The organism is Microbulbifer aggregans, assembly GCF_001750105.1.
Lineage (GTDB): Bacteria > Pseudomonadota > Gammaproteobacteria > Pseudomonadales > Cellvibrionaceae > Microbulbifer > Microbulbifer aggregans.
In genome coordinates this window covers 673997-693037 of the sequence record NZ_CP014143.1, presented here as the reverse complement: position 1 = coordinate 693037, position 19041 = coordinate 673997, and the positions used below count along the sequence as shown (strand labels likewise).

Sequence of the window (19041 nt, the reverse complement as noted above, 5' to 3'; positions counted from 1 at the left end):
CTCGATTAGTTTTGGGGATGTGCCACTCATTTTTAGATAAAAAGATAAGAAGGCTGTGGGGTTATGATCAGAAAATTGGCTGTTATGACCGTTTTTTCGATAAAGCTGTTATGGCTGATTCCAGTATCCGCTGCGCCAGATTCTGCGCCGGGTGGCGGTGTCGAAGAGCGCAAGAGTCCGGGATCAATTGGGAGCGTCACAGAGGCTTCTGGTACAAAGCAGTCTCCAAAGCGTCTAAGTGACTATCAGCCGAATGAAGAAGTCCGAGTGATTATCCACTTTAAGGATAAGCCAGCACTTTCAGTATTTGAAGGTGACAGGATGCAGGGGGCCAGCCGAAAGACAAAAGTTTCCGCTGTGAGCGATGCGCGGCGCCGTATTGAGGCAAAGCAAACCCAGATAATCAATGACCTTAAGCAGAAAAAGCTGATTACGGCGTCTAGTAGGCGCTTTTCCCGGGTTGCAAATGGGGTCTCTGCTCAGATCCGTGCTGCTGATTTCCAAAAAATAGTCTCATCACCGGATGTTCTCTCCGTGACTCTGGACCAGAGAGTGAAGGCCTTGGGCGACGTCAGTGTTCAGCAGGTTGGTGCTCCAGAAGTTTGGGCTATGCAGGACGCAAAAAATCAGGCTGTCACTGGTGTCGGCATAACGATAGCGATCATCGATACTGGTATCGATTATACGCATCCTGATCTCGGTGGCTGTTTGGGCCCATCATGCAAAGTGATCGGCGGTTACGATTTTGTAAATAATGATACCGATCCCATGGATGACCACTTCCATGGGACTGCCGTTGCCGGGGTTGCTGCAGCCAGCGGCACTATAACGGGGGTTGCCCCAGACGCAAAACTTCTAGCGTATAAAGCGCTTGATGCTGATGGCTGGGGATACGAGAGTGACATTATCGCGGCGATCGAACGGGCAACCGATCCAGATGGCGACCCGCAGACTGATGATGCAGTCGATGTAATGAATTTGAGCTTGGGAACATCATGGAGCGGCAGTACTTCGAGCGTTTCCAGAGCTGCTGACATCGCCATGAGAGCGGGGGTTATTGTGGTTGTTGCGGCTGGAAATGAGGGCGACTATGGTTTGAACACTATCACCGCTCCAGGTTCAGCTAATGATGTCATCACGGTCGGAGCGGTGGACGTTAATGGAGATGTGCCATCCTGGAGTTCGCGCGGATTGTTCGCTTATGACGCTGACATGGGAGTTACGTCCGTCAAGCCGGAAATCGCGGCGCCGGGTGTTAACGTTGAGACAACTGACCTTGATGGTACCTATGGTTTTTATGCTGGCACTTCTGTGGCAGCGCCTCATGTTGCTGGTGCTGCAGCCCTATTGCGGCAGCTATATCCCGAGCTTTCCTCCGCAGAAATCAAGGCGTTGCTTGTTAATCATGCGGCTGCCGCCAATGGACCAGTAGAAGCGGTCGGCAACGGGCAGCTACAGGTCACTTCTGCAGCAAATGCGGCCTATCTGGTTAGCCCCCCAACACTATATCTTGGTTATGCAGGCCAAGTCACTGGATCGGTTAAGGATCGCTCTCTCACTCTGCGTAGCCTTTCGGGCGAACGTGAGTTCTCCATTTCAGAGCAGGGGAGTTTCCCCGCGGGCGTCACGATTGAACATGCGCCGGGCAATGTGTTTGTGGCTGAAGGGGAGGAGTCTGTATCAGTACAGACGGTGACTATAAATCTTGATCAGGTGGCAATTCCTGCTGAACTTGAGCAGCCGTATAGTTCTGATTTGCTTGTTTCTGCGGGGGGTGAATCAGTTTCAGTGCCGATCGCGTTTCATAGAGCTGAGATGCTAAAAATTCAAGAAAAGGTTACACCTTGGGTTGGTTACTATTGGAATTACTGGGGTAAGTTCTTTGATAGTAGTCATGAGTACAATGCCTATATAGATTCTTACCAAAGTGAAGAGGCGGCGCTGTATGTCCCGGTTAGGGATGAGCCCGTGACAGGGCTTTTCATGGAGTGGAATCATCCCTCTGACAATGTATTTGCCTTGGAAGGAGTGCGTGCTGAGCTCGGGCCGGTAGTAGTTGATCCAGAAACAAATATGTACACGATCAATCGGCCGATGGATCATGAGGGTAAGCCTCTTGATTTTAAAGAGCAGATGATGCGAGTGAGTCATGTAGATCGGCCGGAGGTTGTCTTGTGGCCCCATGGTGTCTGGGGCACTAATCGTCCGATGGTCAACCTATCAGGTTTTTCAGACAACTTCAGGGTCCAGTATTTAGGATTGTTCAAGGAGCCGGAACGCTCTCCTGCAGACCAAAAAATGTATGTTCTAAAATCTGATACAGCAGGAGTGTTGCAACATTTAGATTTCACAGTTTCCCCAACTCCTGGAGTCGAATTACTGATCAACCTGCCTGAACTTACTGGCCAGGAATACGATCTCATTAACTGGGTTTTCGCATATGAGGAAAATGGCTGGATTACCGGTGCTGGTACCCCTGAGAGGCATGCAGGTCCCATTCGGATAACCCTGAATGGCAATGAGTCGGATTTTCTCAGCTCAACCATTTTTCCAAGTTTTGACGTGAGGACTCCGGATTTTTATAACCGAGCCATGACATCGGAATTTTCGCTCTCTTCTGAACGCTATAGAAAGCTTCGTAGAAGCGATTCTGATCAGAATCGAGTGAGCGAAATATTAGAAAGACCGCATGGTCTCATTCCCCTTGGTAGTGGTGTTCGATATTGGGCTGCATTGTTAAGAAATGAAAACGGGGCTTTATACCTAAAGCCTGACTGGAATCGTTATCCTCTCCTTGCTGTGAGGGACTCGTGGGGTAACCATTTCCAAAATGATATTAATTACATTGCGTCTTGTGTAGATACTGGTCAAACCTATTCATCCGGCCCGCTAAGCGGGAGTAATCCCGTGCTTTATTCAAGTGCAGGGTGCGCTGAATTAGCAATACAGTACGACTATCCCACATTCTTACTAGGTGAAGAATATCGGTCGCAGGTAGACCTTACGCTCGCCAATCTTGACTCTATGCAGACTCCAAGGATCAAAGTGCTGGAGTTGAGAGAGGCAGGAGCTGTAGTGAGCTATGCCCAGGCTTCTGCTGAGCTTGGTTTCCTAGCGGAATCATCAATGCCGCTAGAAGTCGTTAGTGCTGAAATCGGACTCGAGGATGGATCATGGGAACCATTAGCCTTGGAAGCTAGTGGAAATTACTACATCGCAAATTTGCCAGATTTCAGCACTGCAACCAAGGCTAATTTGCGAATTAGCCTAGCTGATAGCAGTGGTAATTCCATGGTAAATACCATCAATGGAGCCTTTATGCTGGGGTCTGGCTCTGCAGAGTTGATGGACTTGGATGGGGATGGAGCGTCAGATGCGATTGACGTGTTTCCAACTAACCCTACTGAAATTCGGGATTTCGATGGCGATGGTGTTGGAGATAACTCGGATCCAGACGATGATAATGATGGTGTTGAGGATTCTGAAGATCTCTTCCCCCTTGATCCGAGCGAATCCGCTGACAGTGACAGTGACGGCATCGGAAACAATGCAGATCCCGACGATGACAATGATGGTGTTGACGATGCCAACGACGACCTGCCTTTTGATCCGGATGAGACTGTCGATACTGACGGTGATGGTATCGGCAATAACGCGGATACAGATGATGATGGCGATGGGGTTGCTGACGAAGAGGATTCCAAGCCTCTGGATCCGAACTACTGGGATACCCTTGATGCGAGTGTGACAGCAACCTCGCTATCACTTGAACAATCAAGCGCGACCAAGGGTGATCAGGATGTAGTGCTGCAGGTCTTCCAGTTGACAACCAACCTTCAGACGACGCTGGGCAGCATTACATTCAAGGCTTCCGGTACGGGGGATGAAAGTGTCCGAGTGGAAAGGGTCCGTTGGTATTTGAATGTGAACCGGGACGGCTCTGTCGATAGCGGAGATCTACTGCTTGGAGAGGGAAATTACGATATGGATGATGGACGCCTGGTCCTGAACATTACAGGCGACCCTCTGGAGCTCTCCGCAGGTGAGCATGAGTTCATCATCGCCTATGATCTTGCACAGTAAGGAGGCATAACAGTGGCTTTCATAACTATACGAATTGGACTGGTAATACTGTGCGCTGTAGCTCTCTCCGCATGTGGTGGCGGTGGAGGTGGTGGAGGTGAATCCTCCGGCAGTGGTGGCAGTGGCGGTGGTGGCTCGACGACGGTGACCCGAACTTACCAGTTGGAGCTTGAGGAAATCGAGATCGACCGCGCTGATTCTGGGGAAACGCTAACGGTCGACGGCTTGCCGCTTAAAGGAACTGAGGTATCTGTGACCGAGTAGAAATGATGGGAGGGGACCTTCAGCCGGTCCCTCTCCATCGGCGAACCTCTCGATATACCTGTCAAAGGCGGTTAGTTTGAGGTTGCTCCTGAAGTAAAACGGAAAGGTCAATGGAGCTGGCGACCTTATCCGCGGATAAACTGTGACTTCTTGATCCAGTGACTACCCCGGTACTTTCTGGTGGCCTCTTTGCTGCGCTTGGCCCAGAAGAAGTGGCGGTTAAACTGGAATTCCACTTCGTAGCCTTCTGCCAGTGCGGCCAACGGCATGGCCTGCCAGCTGCTCTCTCGCCTTTTACTGGTGGCTTCCAGTAAGTACTCCTGATTATTGACTATCGCCACCACCCAGGCATGACCCTCGCCGTTGTAGCTGCCCATTGCCACGCGTGCATCGACGCCGAGGTTGATCAGCCAATCTGCCAGCAGGATGGCGTGGTCCTCACAATCGCCGCGCTTCTGGAAAAAGGCCTGGCGTGAGGTCTGCCAGATATCGGCCAGCCCGGAATACTGCAGGTGGTCGTACTGATACTCCTTACGGGTGGCGAGGGTATAAAGTGGCACCCAGAGTTCCCGGGTCTTGAAGGGCTGGAAGCCCACCAGGTAACTGTTGGCAAAATGATGCTTCTGATCCAGCCCCCGGGCAGAGGCCGTCGCATCGCGCACACCCTGCCAGTGCCATATGGATACGTAAGCGCTGTCCTGCTCGCTCCGTGCTGAGACGGCCCGGTGCAGGAAATTCTCCGTCAGCGGCTGGTTGCTTCCCTGAACTCTTACCACCCCCCGTTGGCTGTCCTGAATGTCCGGGCCCGTATTGATGGCAGAAAGGGATTCCTGAACCAATAGGGCATCAGGCGGGCTATGGGTATCCTCATAGTAGCCACCGATCTTCAGCGCCAGATGTGGCGCGATCAGGGAGGCGGTTACTGCGCTGAGGAGTAGCCAGTTGCGCATGGTGGGGAAGGTCAGCCTTTCAGCCCAAAGGAGATGATCAGGGCAACGAAGATCAGGATCGTTGATGCAAAGATTGCAACGGCGATATTGCCGTTCTTGAGCTCGCCCTCGATATCCACGTGTCGCAGTAATTTCTTATCGATCAGGATCAGGGAGATCATACCGATAAACAGCGCCAGGATTGTGTACAGAATATTGACACCGATGTTGAACAGCGTCGCAGTAAGGAATTCTATTTGCATGCTTCTTATTGGAGCCAGGGACTTTAAGGTGGATTAAATCACAAAGCCGCACCGAACGCAGTGGCAGAAGCGCCTTATACGGTCGATTGCGAGTACGGGTCTGCCCTGAGAGCGGGAAACTGGTAGTCTTGGGAACGATTTTACAAAAGTGCTTGGTACCGGGTTGGTCCGGGTGCAGAAATTGATAACAAAGGGGCAGTGTATGCGCTTGCGCGATACTCTTTTGGTACTGGTCCTGACGCTTTGCAGCGTAGCAGTCCAGGCTGACAGTGTTGCCGACTATACCTCCGGGATGGTTCGGTATGAGGGGTTTCATGATTTCTACTGGGATGAGACCGAGGGGCGGGTGTTGCTGGAAGTGGACGCGTTTGATCGCGAGCTGCTCCTCCTCACTGGCCTTGCCCAGGGGTTGGGGTCAAACCCGGTCGGGCTGGACCGCAACCAGGTGGGTGATACCCGGCTGGTACGCTTTGAGCGCGTCGGCAACAAGGTGCTCTTGCACCAGCTGAATACCCGATATCGAGCGAATTCAGGGAACTCGGCCGAGCGTCGTGCGGTGGAGGAGGCATTTGCCTCTTCAGTGCTCTGGGGCTTTGAGGTGTTGGCTGAAAGCGAGGGCAGTACGCTGGTGGACCTCACACCTTTCCTGCTCAGCGATCAGCATGGTATTGCCAGCCGTCTCAAGGATACCGGGCAGGGAAGTTACGCCCTGGATCAGGGCAAATCCGCGGTTTACCTGCCGCGCACCAAGAACTTTCCCAAAAACAGCGAGTTCGAAGCCAGCCTGACTTTTGCCGGCGGTTCTCCCGGCAACTATGTTCAGGAGGTTGTGCCGACTCCTACCCTGGTGACCCTGAGACAGCATGTCTCTCTGGTAGAGCTGCCGGACAACGATTACCAGCCGCGGAAATTCCACAGTAACAGCGGCTACTTCCCCCTGATCTATCGAGATTACGCCACGGCCATTGATGAATCGATGGATCAGCGTCTGATCTATCGTCATCGCCTGGAGAAAAAGTCCGGCAGTGATGAGCCGGTGGAACCGATCATCTATTACGTTGATTCCGGGGTGCCGGAGCCCGTTCGCAGTGCCCTGATTGAGGGCGCCAGCTGGTGGAATCAGGCCTTTGAGGCTGCGGGCTTCAAGAACGCATTCCAGGTGAAGTTGCTGCCTGAAGATGCCGATCCCCTGGATGTCCGCTACAACGTCATCAACTGGGTACACCGGTCTACGAGAGGTTGGTCCTACGGCTATTCCATTGCCGACCCGCGCACCGGTGAGATCCTCAAGGGCAATGTCACCCTGGGCTCCCTGCGAGTGCGGCAGGACTTCCTGATTGCCCAGGGCCTGTTGCAGCCGTTCGGCAGTGATGAGGCAGATACCAGTGCGCTGAAAGAAATGGCTCTGGCCCGTATCCGCCAGCTCTCCGCCCATGAAGTGGGCCACACGCTGGGGCTGGCCCACAACTTTGCGGCCAGTGCGGCTGACCGTGCTTCCGTCATGGACTACCCGGCACCGCTGGTGACCCTGAAAGATGGCGAACTCGATTTGGAGCAGGCTTACGATAGCGGTATTGGACGCTGGGACAAACTGGCCATCATGTATGGTTACGGTAGCGGCGACAGTGAAACGAGCTACCTCGACAGCGTGCTGAGCCTGGCCCAGGAGGAAGGCTTGCGGTTTATCTCCGATCCGGACTCACGCACTATCAACAATGCCCATGCTGCCTCCCATCTATGGGACAACGGTGCTGATCCGCTGCAGGAGTTTGAACGCATGGCCCGGCTCAGGTCCCATGCATTGGAAAACTTCTCCACGGCGGCCAATCGCCCTGATACGCCACGTTCGGCCCTCGAGGAAACCCTGGTACCGGTCTATTACGGACACCGTTACCAGGCCGAGGCCGTGGGTAAGCTGATCGGTGGTCTGGACTATGACTACCTCGATAACGACGACCCGGCCCCTAGTTATTCCCTGGTATCCGCTGAGCGGCAAGAGCAGGCGGTCAGTGCGCTGCTGGGAACACTGAATCCAGAGTTCCTCCGCCTGCCAGAGGATGTTCTGAACCTGCTGCCACCCAAGGCCTACGGTTACTCGCGCAACCGTGAAAGCTTCCCCGCCTATACCGGTGTCAGCTTTGACGCGGTTGCGGCTGCGGAGGCTGCAGCAGGGCATACGCTGGATATTCTGCTCGAGCCCCAGCGTGCGGCACGTCTGCTGCAGCAGTCGGCCCGTTTCCCCGATCTGCCAGGCTTTGGCACCGTTCTGCAGCGCCTGACCGAGAACGCGCTAGAAAATGGTCGCTACAGTGGTCTGGAGGCCGCCATTCACCAGCGGGTGAACCATGTCTATGTGCACAAGCTCATGGCCCTCAGCGCCAATACTCAGGCGCCGGAGGCCGTCCGTGCGAGCGCTAACATGGCGCTTGCTCGCTTCCTGCACGGGATTGGAGCTATGAAGCTCTTTGGTGACGATTCAGAGAATTACAATGCGCACTATTACCACCAGGCGCAGCGGATTAACGCCTTCAATCAGGGAAAGCTGGACGTGAGTGCTGAAAAATTGAAAGCAATGCCGCCGGGCTCACCGATCTGAACGAAAAACTGGCATAGATGCCGGGTGAATATATTCACCCGGAAATTTGACTGAGACAACGCACTGGTTGGTTAACTAATATCACAACGAAAGATAGAGTTTCATGGCGGTGTGAAAACCTTTCAAATTCCTAACTTTGGAGGCTCTGGACTTAGCTAATAAAAGTAATTACTGATTGAAAGCGATTTTCACCCTCGTCCCGAATGAAAAAGGCCCACATTGTGGGCCTTTTTTCCATCACATGCTGTCTATGGGAAATGGACGCTCATCTATCTTTTCAAAATAGATATTAAAGATCGATGCGAACCAGAGCTCATGGTCATCTGGCGCGCTAGCTAATGGATCCCGGAAAGGGGCGTAGAAGAAGCGGTGGTAATGGCGTAGCCCAATCTTATCGTTATCGATTTCTTGGTGCAGGACCCACTCTCTTTCATGGTACAGGAGGCAGGAATCTGTTTGTGCGGGATCCCAAGCTGCCGGTTCGCAGTATGGACCATTAAGCTCTCTATATCGGCGGATAACCAGGTTGCCAGCTGTGTTGATCTTCCAGAGACCCGGCATCTGAGAAAACTCATCCGAGCTGAGCTGGTTGTCCCCGTTGGCATCCCAGCCCGAGACAGTCAGTGCACTGCCGTCGGCATTTACCTCGAACCAGAACGGTTGTAGAGGGGTATAAAAGTCTTCTGGGTGTCGGTACATCCCCACTGCCCGGTCGGCTGACCAAGCCGGAGCCTCCTTCAGATAGCCGTTGGCAATCAGGGATCTCTCGTTGGTGCCGTCGTTCGTGATTACGAAAGTTAGCGGAGTTTGCAAGTCATCTCGCTCAAGGAAGACGTACTCTGCAGATGCGCCCAGCACATTATCAACCAACAAATGTCCATCACTGTTGATGGACCAACCCGCAGCAAGTTGTAACTCAGAAGGTGTACCATTCCCTGTAATGGTGTCCTTGGTGATTGTGGCGCTGCCTCCAGTCTCCACGCTGCCTGAGAAAATCATTTGTACAGCTTGGATATCGAAGTCGGGATAAGGAATTGAAGATGATGGGTCTGTGACTTCTCCCTGTATGGTGGGAACAGGAAGGCTGTAAATAAACCCCGTCTGAATAATATCTTTGGCATTTTCCGTACCAGCTTCGCGAACCGCCATTGTGGCACCGGTGAAACTAACAGGGTCAGTCGACGGATATTCGCCGTCCGGGTAACGATTAAATTTATTGCCGATAACCGCAATCCAATCAACTTGCTGATTGTGATCGAGCCAGAGAATCTGACGAGGTTGAATTACAGTTTGTACACGAATCTGGGTCCCAAGGTTGTTATCAAATTCGTAGTTTTCCGTAACGAATTCGGCACCTGAGATAGATAGCCCATTGGCGCCGTTCTCCCAAGAAAGAGCTGACTTTTCTTCTCGTCCAGTGAGGATTCCCGTTCCTTGCGGCTCAAGTTCGAGCTTGTAACCGAAGTGGATTGTGGCAGACTCAGTGAATGGAGCCGGCACGGCGGCGCTGGAAGTAAAATAATATGTATCATCCAGCCAGTCTGTGCCCTGTTGCGGCTGAATGGCAACCAGTTCTGGGTCGTCAAGAATGGCATTGATGGCCGTTTGATAGACCGGTGTGTTATCAAGCTGAATTTTTCCGGCAAGATTTGCTGCCAATTCCCGGTTAGAAGCCAGAGAATAGGTGTCCATAATGCCTTCTGGGATGTCGACACTTGGTGTGTCTGAATAATCGAGCACCAGCTTTATCAGTGTGGCGAGCTGGAAGACTACGCCACCATTCAATAATTTCTTTCGTGCTGTCAGCTCTTCGTCGGAAGATATGCTGCCCGGTTCACCCTTTTCCACTTGTGCTGCCAATGCCGTGGAAAGATTTGTAATGTTTACCGGAAGGTGTTCCTCTCGTGTTACCAGTTCGTCACTTCCGGCAGCGGTTACCAGGGAGGAGAGGCTGCCCATTAGGGAAACGAGCTTTAGCTGCGGCTCATCAGTACTCGTTGCCTCGGCACGAACCATATCAGCTGAGCGGCTGTCATCAACACTGAGTGCAATGGAGTAAAGGCCATTGCTATCAGCAGTGGTCGTAAACTCCTGCTCACCGACTGTGAATAGGATGTTGGCATTGGCCACTGGGTTATCGGTAACCTTGCCCTCTAGGGTCACACTGATGATATTGGCAAGCACGGTAACGACTACATCTGCTGAAGCTTGCGCACCATCATCATCCGTGACGGTAATGGTGAGAGTGGCCGTACTGTCTTCAGTGATATCTGGCGCAGTAACAGTAACGGTTTGCGAATCAGTATTTTCTAGAGTTAGTGTCAGTCCTGACTTTTGTGCCCAGGAGTAGGAGGCAATCGAGCCATCGCTGTCTGTTGCGGTGGCACTGATGTCAATTGAAGTCCCTTCTTTGAGGCTGGTGGCACTCACAGTGACGGCGGGAGCCTGATTCTCCGGCTGCTGTTCACTGTCGTTGCCTCCACTACCTCCCCCGCCACCACAGGCAAAAAGCAATATGCTGGCACTTGCTACGGCGAGTCTGCCAAGCCAGGTTCTTTTTATTGTCATGGTTATACCCTTCATTCAAGCAAAAAGACGCCAAATGATAGGGATGTCGAGACTTGGAATAAAGGAAAAAAGTCTACAAACACATTACAAATAATTACACGAAAAAAAGGCCGCACAGGGCGGCCGAGTGGGGGTCAAGATCCGATGGTCTATATGATGGTCTAAAAAGTTCACTCGAGATTGATCAGGTCGTAGGCAGCCAGTTGGGGAATGGCGGCATGGACTTCTGATTCGGTCTGGTCGATGGCTTCCAGCTGGCGGCAGAGGCTGTCTGTCATCGCTTCCAGCGCCTCGGCCTTTTCTTCGATGGCGCCTTCTGCTGCCTCGGCGGCCTGCTCAGCCTGGCGCTCGATACTGCGGCCACCGGTGAATGCAGCTTTCAGAGCATTCCAGGCGATGGTGCCGGCAGAGTCCATGGCGATCTGTTCCAGGCGCGGTTCCAGGTCCTTGCCGATCGTCTCTTCGACAAACTCCTCTATACCCTCGGTACCGAGGGTGTACACGCCGTCCTGTTCACTGAAGCGCTGGTAGGCACGCCTTTCGACCTCTGCCATGGTCAGCCGAAGTTCCTGGGCATCGGGGTGATCCAGCCCGGCGAGGGTGGTCAGCGCAATGCTGACACCGTGCAGGGCGACATCCACTGCCAGCAGGGAAACCAAGCTCAGGTTGCGGCTGGCCTCGTGCATCTGGCCGTAGTAGCGGGCCATCAGGGCCTGCTGTTCCTCGTTCAGGGAAACCGCCTCACCTTCTACAAGCAAGGTGCCGGGCACTTCGTAATGGAACAGGGATTCAGGAGCGCCGGCTTTCTCGCGCACATCGATAAACGCCGGCCCAAGGCGAACATTGTGCCGGATATCGATATTGCAGTTTTCATTATCGTCACTGCCGAACTGCAGGTTATCGGCGCTTGCCGCGCCGCTGAAGCCGAGAGCAACAGCGATCAACAGGGGTTTCCACATGTCGGGTAATCCAGTTTTCATCTCAGTTATGGGTAGGATGCGTTGAGGATGCCGAATGGATGCACGGACTGAAAACTTTTTTCGACAGGCAGGTGTACGGGCACGACGAGGGGTGAGGTAGCAGGAACGACAGACCAATGTCAGCAATGAAAAAGGGGCCCGGAGGCCCCTTATGCGATCAATAGTGAGTGGCTGTTACTTGGGCTTACCGCCCCCTTTGCCACCGCCATTGCCGCCACCGCCGGTGTCACCACCGCCGGTGCCGCCACCACAACCATTGGCTGTCAGGTAGTCAAAGGCGGCCTTCGCCTGGACCAGACCGTAGCCGTAGGCGTTGTCACGACCGGCTGCGCCCAGGTCTTCCGCGGTGGCATTCATGGCCGCGCGGATGTCGCTGGCAGAGCAGCTCTCGAAGTGGCTCCATACCAGAGCCGCTACGCCGGCCACATGCGGAGTCGCCATGGAGGTGCCGTTAAAGTAGGCGTAGTCACCCGGCTCAACGGTAACGGTAGCGGAGGTGCCCAGCTGGCCCATCAGCGCCGCACCGTCCGTATCGGAGATGCCGACAGACGGGATACTGGTGGCTACTTCGCCCAGAGTGCCGTACAGCATGCCAGGCTCATTGTTGTAGATGATGGCGCCAATACCACCGCCGGCCTCACAGGCCAGCACCTTGTCGGCAAAGCTGATGTTGCCGCGGGAGATCAGGCAGATCTCGCCGGCAGCGTCGGTACAGGCGGATTCACCCAGACCGCAATCCACCAGAGCGCCGGACGCGGAATCCAGGGGACTCCCTTCCATCCCGGAAGAATCTACCGCACTGCCTCCGACTGACACCGAGCTCACAGTAGCGCTACCGGTCGGCACACTGGAGAGCACATCCACGCCGGGACCTGCCAGCTCGACCTGATCGGTCTGCTGGGAGAAGTCGGCAATCATCTTGTTGCTATCGACAGCCGCGATGGACATGACGGAATCGTAGGAAGCCGGGTAGGAGTGGCGGGTATTGCCATCGTTACCGGCGGCTGCAATAGACAGCACACCCTGGCTCAGCAGGCTGGCGAAGGCCTGGTCTTCGGTACGGGACTTGAAAGAGCCACCGAGACTCATATTGATCACGTCAGCACCGTTGGCGGCACAGGTGTCGGCAGCGGCTACCAGGGAAGAGGAGTAGCCCCAGCCATCGGCATTGAACACCTTGACGATATGCAGGTTCACATTGGCGCTGGGCATCACGCCGACGACGCCGACGCTGTTATTGATGGCGGCGATGGTACCGGCCACATGGGTGCCGTGTCCGTTCTGGTCTTCGTACCAGTTGCCGGTGCCGCCGTCATTGGAGCCAGTCACGGCATTGCCGGACAGGTCTTCATGGCCGAGGTCGTAACCGGAGTCGATGATGCAGACGGTGCGATTGCCCGTAGCCATATCGCTGACCTGGTCTGCTTGAACCATAGGAATGCCAAAGGGCACTTCCTGCGCCATGAGATAACGCTTGGCGTCTTTCTCTACGTACTCCACATTGGGATTATTCTGCATGGCGCGCAGGGCACGCTCTGGCAAGTAGGCGGCAACGGCATTGTGCTTGTCCAGCGACAGCGCTGAGCGACCGCCGGCCTTTTGTAGCTGTGACTTTACAGCTGCGCCTTTGCCATTCTGGAATTTAACGATATAGCGTTCATCTGCCGCGGCGGATGTCTGGGCAGATACTGCCATTGCGAGTGCACTGGCAGTGAACACGGAGAAAAGCTTGCTCATAGAAATTAGCTCCGGAGTGGGCCTTGTCTAGATTTATTGTTGACCACACCAACAGCACCCTCATGCCCGCAGGTAAGTCGGTTTTGAAAGCGCAGACCTCTGGTGGAGGAAAACTGAAATTAGCACTGTTTTTCCAGATAGTACTGAAAAAATTAGCGGCCTGTGAAGCGATTGGCAATCTGGAAATATTGTTGCAAAGTTGGCGCGTTAAGCTTTGCGGGCTTGGGGGCTAGGTTCGTTTACCTTGTAGATCTCCAATTATTGATTGGTACACTGGTACCTGTCATTACTTCCTTTTTGTCCTCTCCGAAAAATTTTTTCCATTTAAGCTGCAAGGCTGTTTATACGAAATTGTCACGTGGCAATTGGTACTTGGAATTGGCGTGCCAGTCAGGCCGTGAAAGAGCTAGCCAGAAAAAAGACAACTAGCAGCGGCGAGCATTAAAGAAAAAGTAGAGTGGGGATTTGGGGGGAGAGCTGCCGGCCCAGGGCCGGCAGCATGTTAGTGAAGTGAAAAGAGACTCACTGACCGCTGGCGATATCCGCTTCTTCCACCAGATTGCCATCTGCGTCGATTTCGACGATCGGCGCGATATCCAGGTCGCGGATGCCATCGGCGATCTTGCGCTTATCACCGACAATCACCCAGGTGAACTGATCGGGCTTGATAGTCTCGCGAGCGAGGCTGTGGATGGTATCCAGGTCAGCGTTACGGATCAGGTCGGCATAGCCATCCATGTAATCCAGCGGACGCTCGTATTTCACCATCTCCCGGGTTGCACCGAGGATCGCGTTGATGGTCTCGAAGCGCCCCGGCAATTCATTGACACGCTTGTCCTTGACCTTTTGCAGCTCGGCCATCTCAGCGGGCGCTGTACCGATGTAACCACGCAGCTCCTTTTGCAGTTCCTTTATAGACTCACTGGTTTTGTCTGTTTGCACCGGCGCATAGACAAGGAATGGCTGCTGGCCCTTGGTATCGATGAGGAAGGAGAAGGCGCCATAAGCCCAGCTCTTATCTTCGCGCAGGTTCATATTGATACGCGAGGTAAAAGTACCGCCGAGGATATCGTTCATCATATCCAGAGCTTCGCTGTCAGTGGTCCTGTCCGAAGAATCCAGCAGGCCGCCAATGATGATGGACTGCTCCGAGTCCGGCTTATCGATCAGGAACACGCGAGCCTCTGCCGGCAGCGGAACCTGAGCCAGGTTCTTTTGCGGCATTGGTGCTTCCGGCGCACGCCAGTCTGCGAAATGCTGTTCCAGTTTTTCGGTCAGAGCATCCATGGTGATATCACCCGCGACGACCATGGTCGCGTTGTCTGGACGAATCCATGTCTGGTGGTGCCGGACCAGATCCTCTCTGGTCAGGGCGTTGATCGATTCCTTGGTGCCACTGCCGGTAAGCGGCACCCCGTAAGCGTGATCCTCACCGTAGAGCAGTGGCGGCAGCGTGCGCAATGCCATTTGCACTGGCCGGGTTTTTTCCTGATCGATCATCGCCAGCCAGCGAGTGCGTTTGCGCTCGATCTCTTCCTCAGCGAAGGTGGGGCGAATCACCACATCGGCGAACAGTGCAACGGATTCATCGAGGGTGCTGGTCAGCGCCTCGAGGCCCACGTTGGAGACATCGATCTGAGTATTGGCATAGATACGCGCACCGAGCATTTCCTGGCGGGCATCGAGTTCAAGCGCAGTGAAATTACTGGTCCCTTCCTTCAGCATCGACATGGTGTAACCAGCGGTGCCGAGGGTTTGTCCCAGGTCTGCCGCGTAGCCAGCGTCAAACATCAAGTGCATGTTGACCATCGGTACAGCATGCCGCTCGGCCAGCACGACCTTCAGACCGTTGGAGAGCTCGGTGGTCTGCAGTTGCGGGAATGGCACACTCGGGAATTCGCCAGTGTCGGGCAATTCTGATCGGTCTGCGCCCGCGCTGGCCACCTTGTACTCGGGGAACGGACGGACTTCGAGGTTGTAGTCGCCACTTGCCAGCCACTCCTTGGCTGCGGTGCGCACTTGCTCTGGGGAAAGCTGCTGTTTCTCGTCGATATCTACCAGCAGGGCGTTGGGGTCCCCGTGGTACAGCTCACCACGGGCCAGAATCACACCCTTGCCGCTCCAGCCGCCAACCTGCTCCAGATTGCGGGCGCTCTCGGCGTACTCGCTCATGATGACCCGGGCCAGTTCTTCTTCGGTCGGGCCTTCCTCCATAAAGCGCGCGAGCTCTTCTTCGATCGCTGCTTCTACTGTGGCCAGTTCAACGCCGGTCTTGGCATCGGCAATGACCTGTAAAACAGAGGCGAGCTCAAACTCATAGAGTGCCGTTTCGACGCTGGTAGCGATCTGGTCCTTGTAGACCAGGCGCTCATACAGGCGGGAGTTCTTACCGGAGCCGAGCACGGCTGCAGCCAGGGAGAGCGCATTACTGTCCTCATGACCCATGTAAGGCGCATTCCACACTTTGTAGATACGTGACTGAGCCACTCGGTCGAACATTTTTTCGCGCTTGGATTCATCGCGCTTGGCGATCCAGGCTTCCTTCTTGATCAGTGGTGGCCCGGCGGGGATATCACCGAAATATTTATTGGCCTTTTCTTTCGCAGTCTCCAAATCGATATCACCGGCAAGGACCAGTACGGTATTGGCTGCGCCATAATACTGCTTGAACCAGTTATGGACGTCCTCGAGTGAAGCCGCGTTCAGGTCCTCCATGGAGCCGATCGTGGTCCAGGAGTACGGGTGACCTTCGGGGAAAATTGCCTTCTGCATCTGTTCCCAGACTTTCCCGTAAGGCTGGTTCTGACCCTGGCGCTTTTCGTTCTGAACCACGCCGCGCTGCTCATCGAGCTTTTCCTGGGTGACGGCACCAAGCAGGTGGCCCATCCGATCAGATTCCATCCACAGTGCCATATCCAGCGCATTGCTGGGCACTGTTTCGAAGTAATTGGTGCGATCGAGCCAGGTAGTGCCGTTCATCCCGGTTGCGCCGGCGGCTTCAAATGGCTTGAAAAACTCGTCGTTATAGTTTTCCGAGCCATTGAACATCAGATGTTCGAACAGGTGCGCAAAACCGGTGCGCCCGGGCTTTTCGTCCTTGGAGCCCACGTGATACCAGATACCCACAGAAACGATCGGTGCCTTGCGATCTTCGTGCACGATGACACGCAGGCCGTTGTCGAGGGTGAATTTTTCGTAGGGGATCTTCAGGGGAGTGATGGCAGTCTGGCTGGTGGCGAGCGGTGACTTCGTGTCGGCGGAAGCCTGCCCGGAGTTGCTGCCTGGTTGCGGTGGTTCCCCGCAGCCAGATAGCGCTAGCGCCAATACCGCCGGAATCCAGAACGGACGTACGGTTTTCATGGGATTTCCTTATTCTTGAAGTTTTCGGAGCCGGATTGTCCGCACGGAGGGCGGCGGGCAGGTCAATGCCTGCCGGACAATCAGCGATGCGGAACAATCAACGGTGCACGAACTTTATACAGGGCGTGCTTGAGAGAGGCAAATGACCGGAGCATGCCGGTCATTCATTTGTGACAGATGCAGCGGGTGTGCGTCAGTAGGCGTTGCGAATCAGTTCTATGCCGGGGCCAATTGCCTCGCGCCAGCTGGATTCAATTTGCGGATCAAATTGCGGGTCGTGTTCGCGGATCGTATCAATTAATGACTGCAGCCAGAGGCTGTACCACTGAGGCTGAATTCCATATCCCTTACGTGAGTGGCTCTCACCCAGGGCGCGCAGCTTGGTGTCCGGCATGCCTCGTGCGTGCAGTACCAGCTGCATAATGCCGTTGCGAAGCAGGTGGCGCTGCTGCGTCATATCTGTTTCCGCAAACAGTGTGCGAATTTCTGCAGAACTGCCCATGAAGCGATCGTAGAAGTCGACAAAAAACTGCTCATTATTACAGCAGCGCCCGTAGCTTTGGAAAACGATATCACTGGCGGCCTGTTCCATCAGGAGGTACTCCGATAACGGTTGATGGGAATGATGTGGCAGGAGAGCGCGGATTTTATCGGCCGCGCTAGTAATCGGAAAGAGGTAATCTCGGTAGGATTTGCTGCCCTGGCACAGGCGTCGGATACCCAGTGATGGGGCATGAAAGCTCTGGCTATTACATGTTTGCTTTTACTCTTCTCAGCGGGGCTCCGACGGCAGTAGCGCTTCATAGACGCTGGTTGCAACTGGGCCGTAGCGGCCGGTAGCAAAGAGATCACCGAGGAATCGATAAGCCCCTTTACCGGTGTCGACCAGTGGTGAGTGCTTCTTGTTGGTGAGCAATACAATGCCGAGATTGGAAGCGGGATCAATGATCGTCAATGTGCCGGTCCAGCCTGTGTGGCCGTAGGCCGCTGCGCTGGCCAGTTCTCCAAACATCCACTGCATTTCCTCGTTGGCATTCTTTCTCCAGCCGAGGCCGAACGTCGGATTCAGGGGAGACGGGCTGGTGAAGCGCTGGATGACCTCACGGCTAAACACGCAGGTATTGCCATAGCCGCCACCATTGAGCATGACCTGAAGTAATATGGCCAGGTCGCTGGTGGTGGAGAACAGCCCAGCATGTCCAGAGACACCATCCATTGAATAAAAGGCTTTCTCGTCGTGCACCTCGCCCAAAAGCGTTTGTCGGCGGATATTGGGAAAATCGATCGCTCCGTCTCGGGTATTGCCCATCAGTTCGGTTGCGGCGAACTGGTCAGGAGTGAATCCTTTGCGCAGTGGATTGAACTTGGTGCGCTCGAGCCCGAGCGGCGCGTAGATCTGTTGTTCTACGTAGTGATCCAGCTGCTCCCCTGTAATGCGCTCGATCAACAGACCGAGCAGCATATAGTCCGTATCGCTGTAAGCAGTTTTGGTTCCCGGTTGGTGGCTGAGCGGCGACCGGGGTATGAAGCCGAGAGTCTTTTCCCTGTCTTGCGAAAAGAGGGCTTTTGCCACTCGCGGATTATGGTATTGGGGGTCTGGGGAAAAGCCTGCAGAATGATGCAGCAGATCGATCACTCGCAGACTGTTCTTTCCGGGAATTTGATCGCCTTGTTGGTCAGTGAATTCGGGCAGGTATTCGCGGATCGGCGCCTGCAGGTCCAGCTGGCCCTCGCTGACCAATTTTTGCAGGGCAAAGTTGGTGGCATACATCTTGGTGTTTGATGCAAGGTCAAACAGGGTGCTGTTCTCGACGGGCTTGAACGGCTTGAGTGCTTTGTTTTCCGAAAACTTCTGTCGGAACCCGTACTGGGAGTTTTTGACAATACGGCCATCTTTGATGATGAGTAGCGCCGCCCCCGGGAAGCCGGCAGCCACGTCGCGCTCGATCAGCTCATCGACTCTCGCCAGTCCGGCACTAGAGAAGCCGACGGACTCCGGGCTATCCGCCACACGCAGCCTCGGATATTCACAGCGTTCACTTTCCGTAGCAGCGACAGCCGGAGCGGTCGAGACAAGGGGCAAAACCAGGAGCGCGGCCGCGAGCAGCATTTGCGGAGATGCAATACTGAAGAGGCTGACGGGATATCGGGGGTGACCGGACCTGTAATTGGCGTCAGAGGATATCTGCCCGCCACTCTCGCTTACAGGGGCATCTTGGATAAGCCGAATGACACTGGCTTTCACAATGGCCGCAGTCTTG

General features: G+C 54.4%; 12 protein-coding genes. 4 read left to right on the top strand and 8 right to left on the bottom strand.

The genetic code is table 11. From position 1 onward, the window contains the following. The first annotated feature begins 63 nt into the window (after positions 1–63). Positions 64–4083: a S8 family serine peptidase gene (locus AUP74_RS02945; RefSeq protein ID WP_069946250.1), complete on the top strand. Its 4020-nt coding sequence runs from the start codon at positions 64–66 to the stop codon at positions 4081–4083. Between the two features lie 12 nt (positions 4084–4095). After that, a complete protein-coding gene (locus AUP74_RS17360) occupies positions 4096–4347 on the top strand; it encodes a hypothetical protein (RefSeq protein WP_145924298.1) in 252 nt (83 codons plus the stop codon). A 125-nt stretch (positions 4348–4472) separates the two neighbouring features. Here the strand turns inward: AUP74_RS17360 and AUP74_RS02940 are convergent, their stop codons facing one another. After that, positions 4473–5297, bottom strand: a complete 825-nt coding sequence (locus AUP74_RS02940; protein ID WP_069946249.1) for a transglutaminase-like domain-containing protein — start codon at positions 5295–5297, stop codon at positions 4473–4475. 11 nt (positions 5298–5308) lie between these two features. Then, entirely contained in the window at positions 5309–5539 is a 231-nt protein-coding gene (locus AUP74_RS02935; protein ID WP_069946248.1) for a DUF350 domain-containing protein, read from the bottom strand. Positions 5540–5741: 202 nt separating this feature from the next. On the opposite strand from AUP74_RS02935, the gene AUP74_RS02930 reads away from it, so the two are divergent. Continuing rightward, positions 5742–8135, top strand: coding sequence for a zinc-dependent metalloprotease (locus AUP74_RS02930; RefSeq protein ID WP_069946247.1), 2394 nt, complete (start codon positions 5742–5744; stop codon positions 8133–8135). A gap of 237 nt (positions 8136–8372) precedes the next feature. Here AUP74_RS02930 and AUP74_RS02925 read toward each other — a convergent pair whose 3' ends face one another. The 3 genes from AUP74_RS02925 to AUP74_RS02915 all read right to left on the bottom strand — a co-directional run bounded on the left by AUP74_RS02925 (position 8373) and on the right by AUP74_RS02915 (position 13420). Continuing rightward, positions 8373–10703 (bottom strand): PKD domain-containing protein, encoded by a 2331-nt coding sequence (locus AUP74_RS02925; protein WP_145924297.1) that lies wholly within the window; start codon positions 10701–10703, stop codon positions 8373–8375. A gap of 170 nt (positions 10704–10873) precedes the next feature. After that, positions 10874–11662, bottom strand: a complete 789-nt coding sequence (locus tag AUP74_RS02920) for a DUF2884 family protein (protein WP_158514530.1) — start codon at positions 11660–11662, stop codon at positions 10874–10876. Between the two features lie 195 nt (positions 11663–11857). After that, a complete protein-coding gene (locus AUP74_RS02915; protein ID WP_069946244.1) occupies positions 11858–13420 on the bottom strand; it encodes a S8 family serine peptidase in 1563 nt (520 codons plus the stop codon). 23 nt (positions 13421–13443) lie between these two features. On the opposite strand from AUP74_RS02915, the gene AUP74_RS17125 reads away from it, so the two are divergent. Then, the gene (locus tag AUP74_RS17125; protein WP_145924296.1) at positions 13444–13653 is read left to right on the top strand and encodes a hypothetical protein; all 210 of its coding nucleotides are present in this window, start codon (positions 13444–13446) and stop codon (positions 13651–13653) included. Positions 13654–13942: 289 nt separating this feature from the next. On the opposite strand, the gene AUP74_RS02910 is transcribed toward AUP74_RS17125, so the two are convergent. The 3 genes from AUP74_RS02910 to pbp4b all read right to left on the bottom strand — a co-directional run bounded on the left by AUP74_RS02910 (position 13943) and on the right by pbp4b (position 18890). After that, positions 13943–16780, bottom strand: coding sequence for a M16 family metallopeptidase (locus tag AUP74_RS02910; protein ID WP_069946243.1), 2838 nt, complete (start codon positions 16778–16780; stop codon positions 13943–13945). Between the two features lie 193 nt (positions 16781–16973). After that, a complete protein-coding gene (locus tag AUP74_RS02905; protein WP_069946242.1) occupies positions 16974–17372 on the bottom strand; it encodes a globin in 399 nt (132 codons plus the stop codon). A gap of 180 nt (positions 17373–17552) precedes the next feature. Then, positions 17553–18890, bottom strand: a complete 1338-nt coding sequence (pbp4b, locus tag AUP74_RS02900; protein ID WP_069948674.1) for a penicillin binding protein PBP4B — start codon at positions 18888–18890, stop codon at positions 17553–17555. Between the last annotated feature and the right edge of the window lie 151 nt (positions 18891–19041).

Excerpts from the sequence above, each read along its gene's own strand:
- AUP74_RS02945 (WP_069946250.1), top strand. The coding sequence starts at position 64 with ATGATCAGAAAATTGGCTGTTATGACCGTTTTTTCGATAAAGCTGTTA.
- AUP74_RS02940 (WP_069946249.1), bottom strand. The coding sequence starts at position 5,297 with ATGCGCAACTGGCTACTCCTCAGCGCAGTAACCGCCTCCCTGATCGCG.
- AUP74_RS02935 (WP_069946248.1), bottom strand. The coding sequence starts at position 5,539 with ATGCAAATAGAATTCCTTACTGCGACGCTGTTCAACATCGGTGTCAAT.
- AUP74_RS02930 (WP_069946247.1), top strand. The coding sequence starts at position 5,742 with ATGCGCTTGCGCGATACTCTTTTGGTACTGGTCCTGACGCTTTGCAGC.
- AUP74_RS02925 (WP_145924297.1), bottom strand. The coding sequence starts at position 10,703 with ATGACAATAAAAAGAACCTGGCTTGGCAGACTCGCCGTAGCAAGTGCC.
- AUP74_RS02920 (WP_158514530.1), bottom strand. The coding sequence starts at position 11,662 with ATGTGGAAACCCCTGTTGATCGCTGTTGCTCTCGGCTTCAGCGGCGCG.
- AUP74_RS02915 (WP_069946244.1), bottom strand. The coding sequence starts at position 13,420 with ATGAGCAAGCTTTTCTCCGTGTTCACTGCCAGTGCACTCGCAATGGCA.
- AUP74_RS02910 (WP_069946243.1), bottom strand. The coding sequence starts at position 16,780 with ATGAAAACCGTACGTCCGTTCTGGATTCCGGCGGTATTGGCGCTAGCG.
- AUP74_RS02905 (WP_069946242.1), bottom strand. The coding sequence starts at position 17,372 with ATGGAACAGGCCGCCAGTGATATCGTTTTCCAAAGCTACGGGCGCTGC.
- pbp4b (WP_069948674.1), bottom strand. The coding sequence starts at position 18,890 with ATGCTGCTCGCGGCCGCGCTCCTGGTTTTGCCCCTTGTCTCGACCGCT.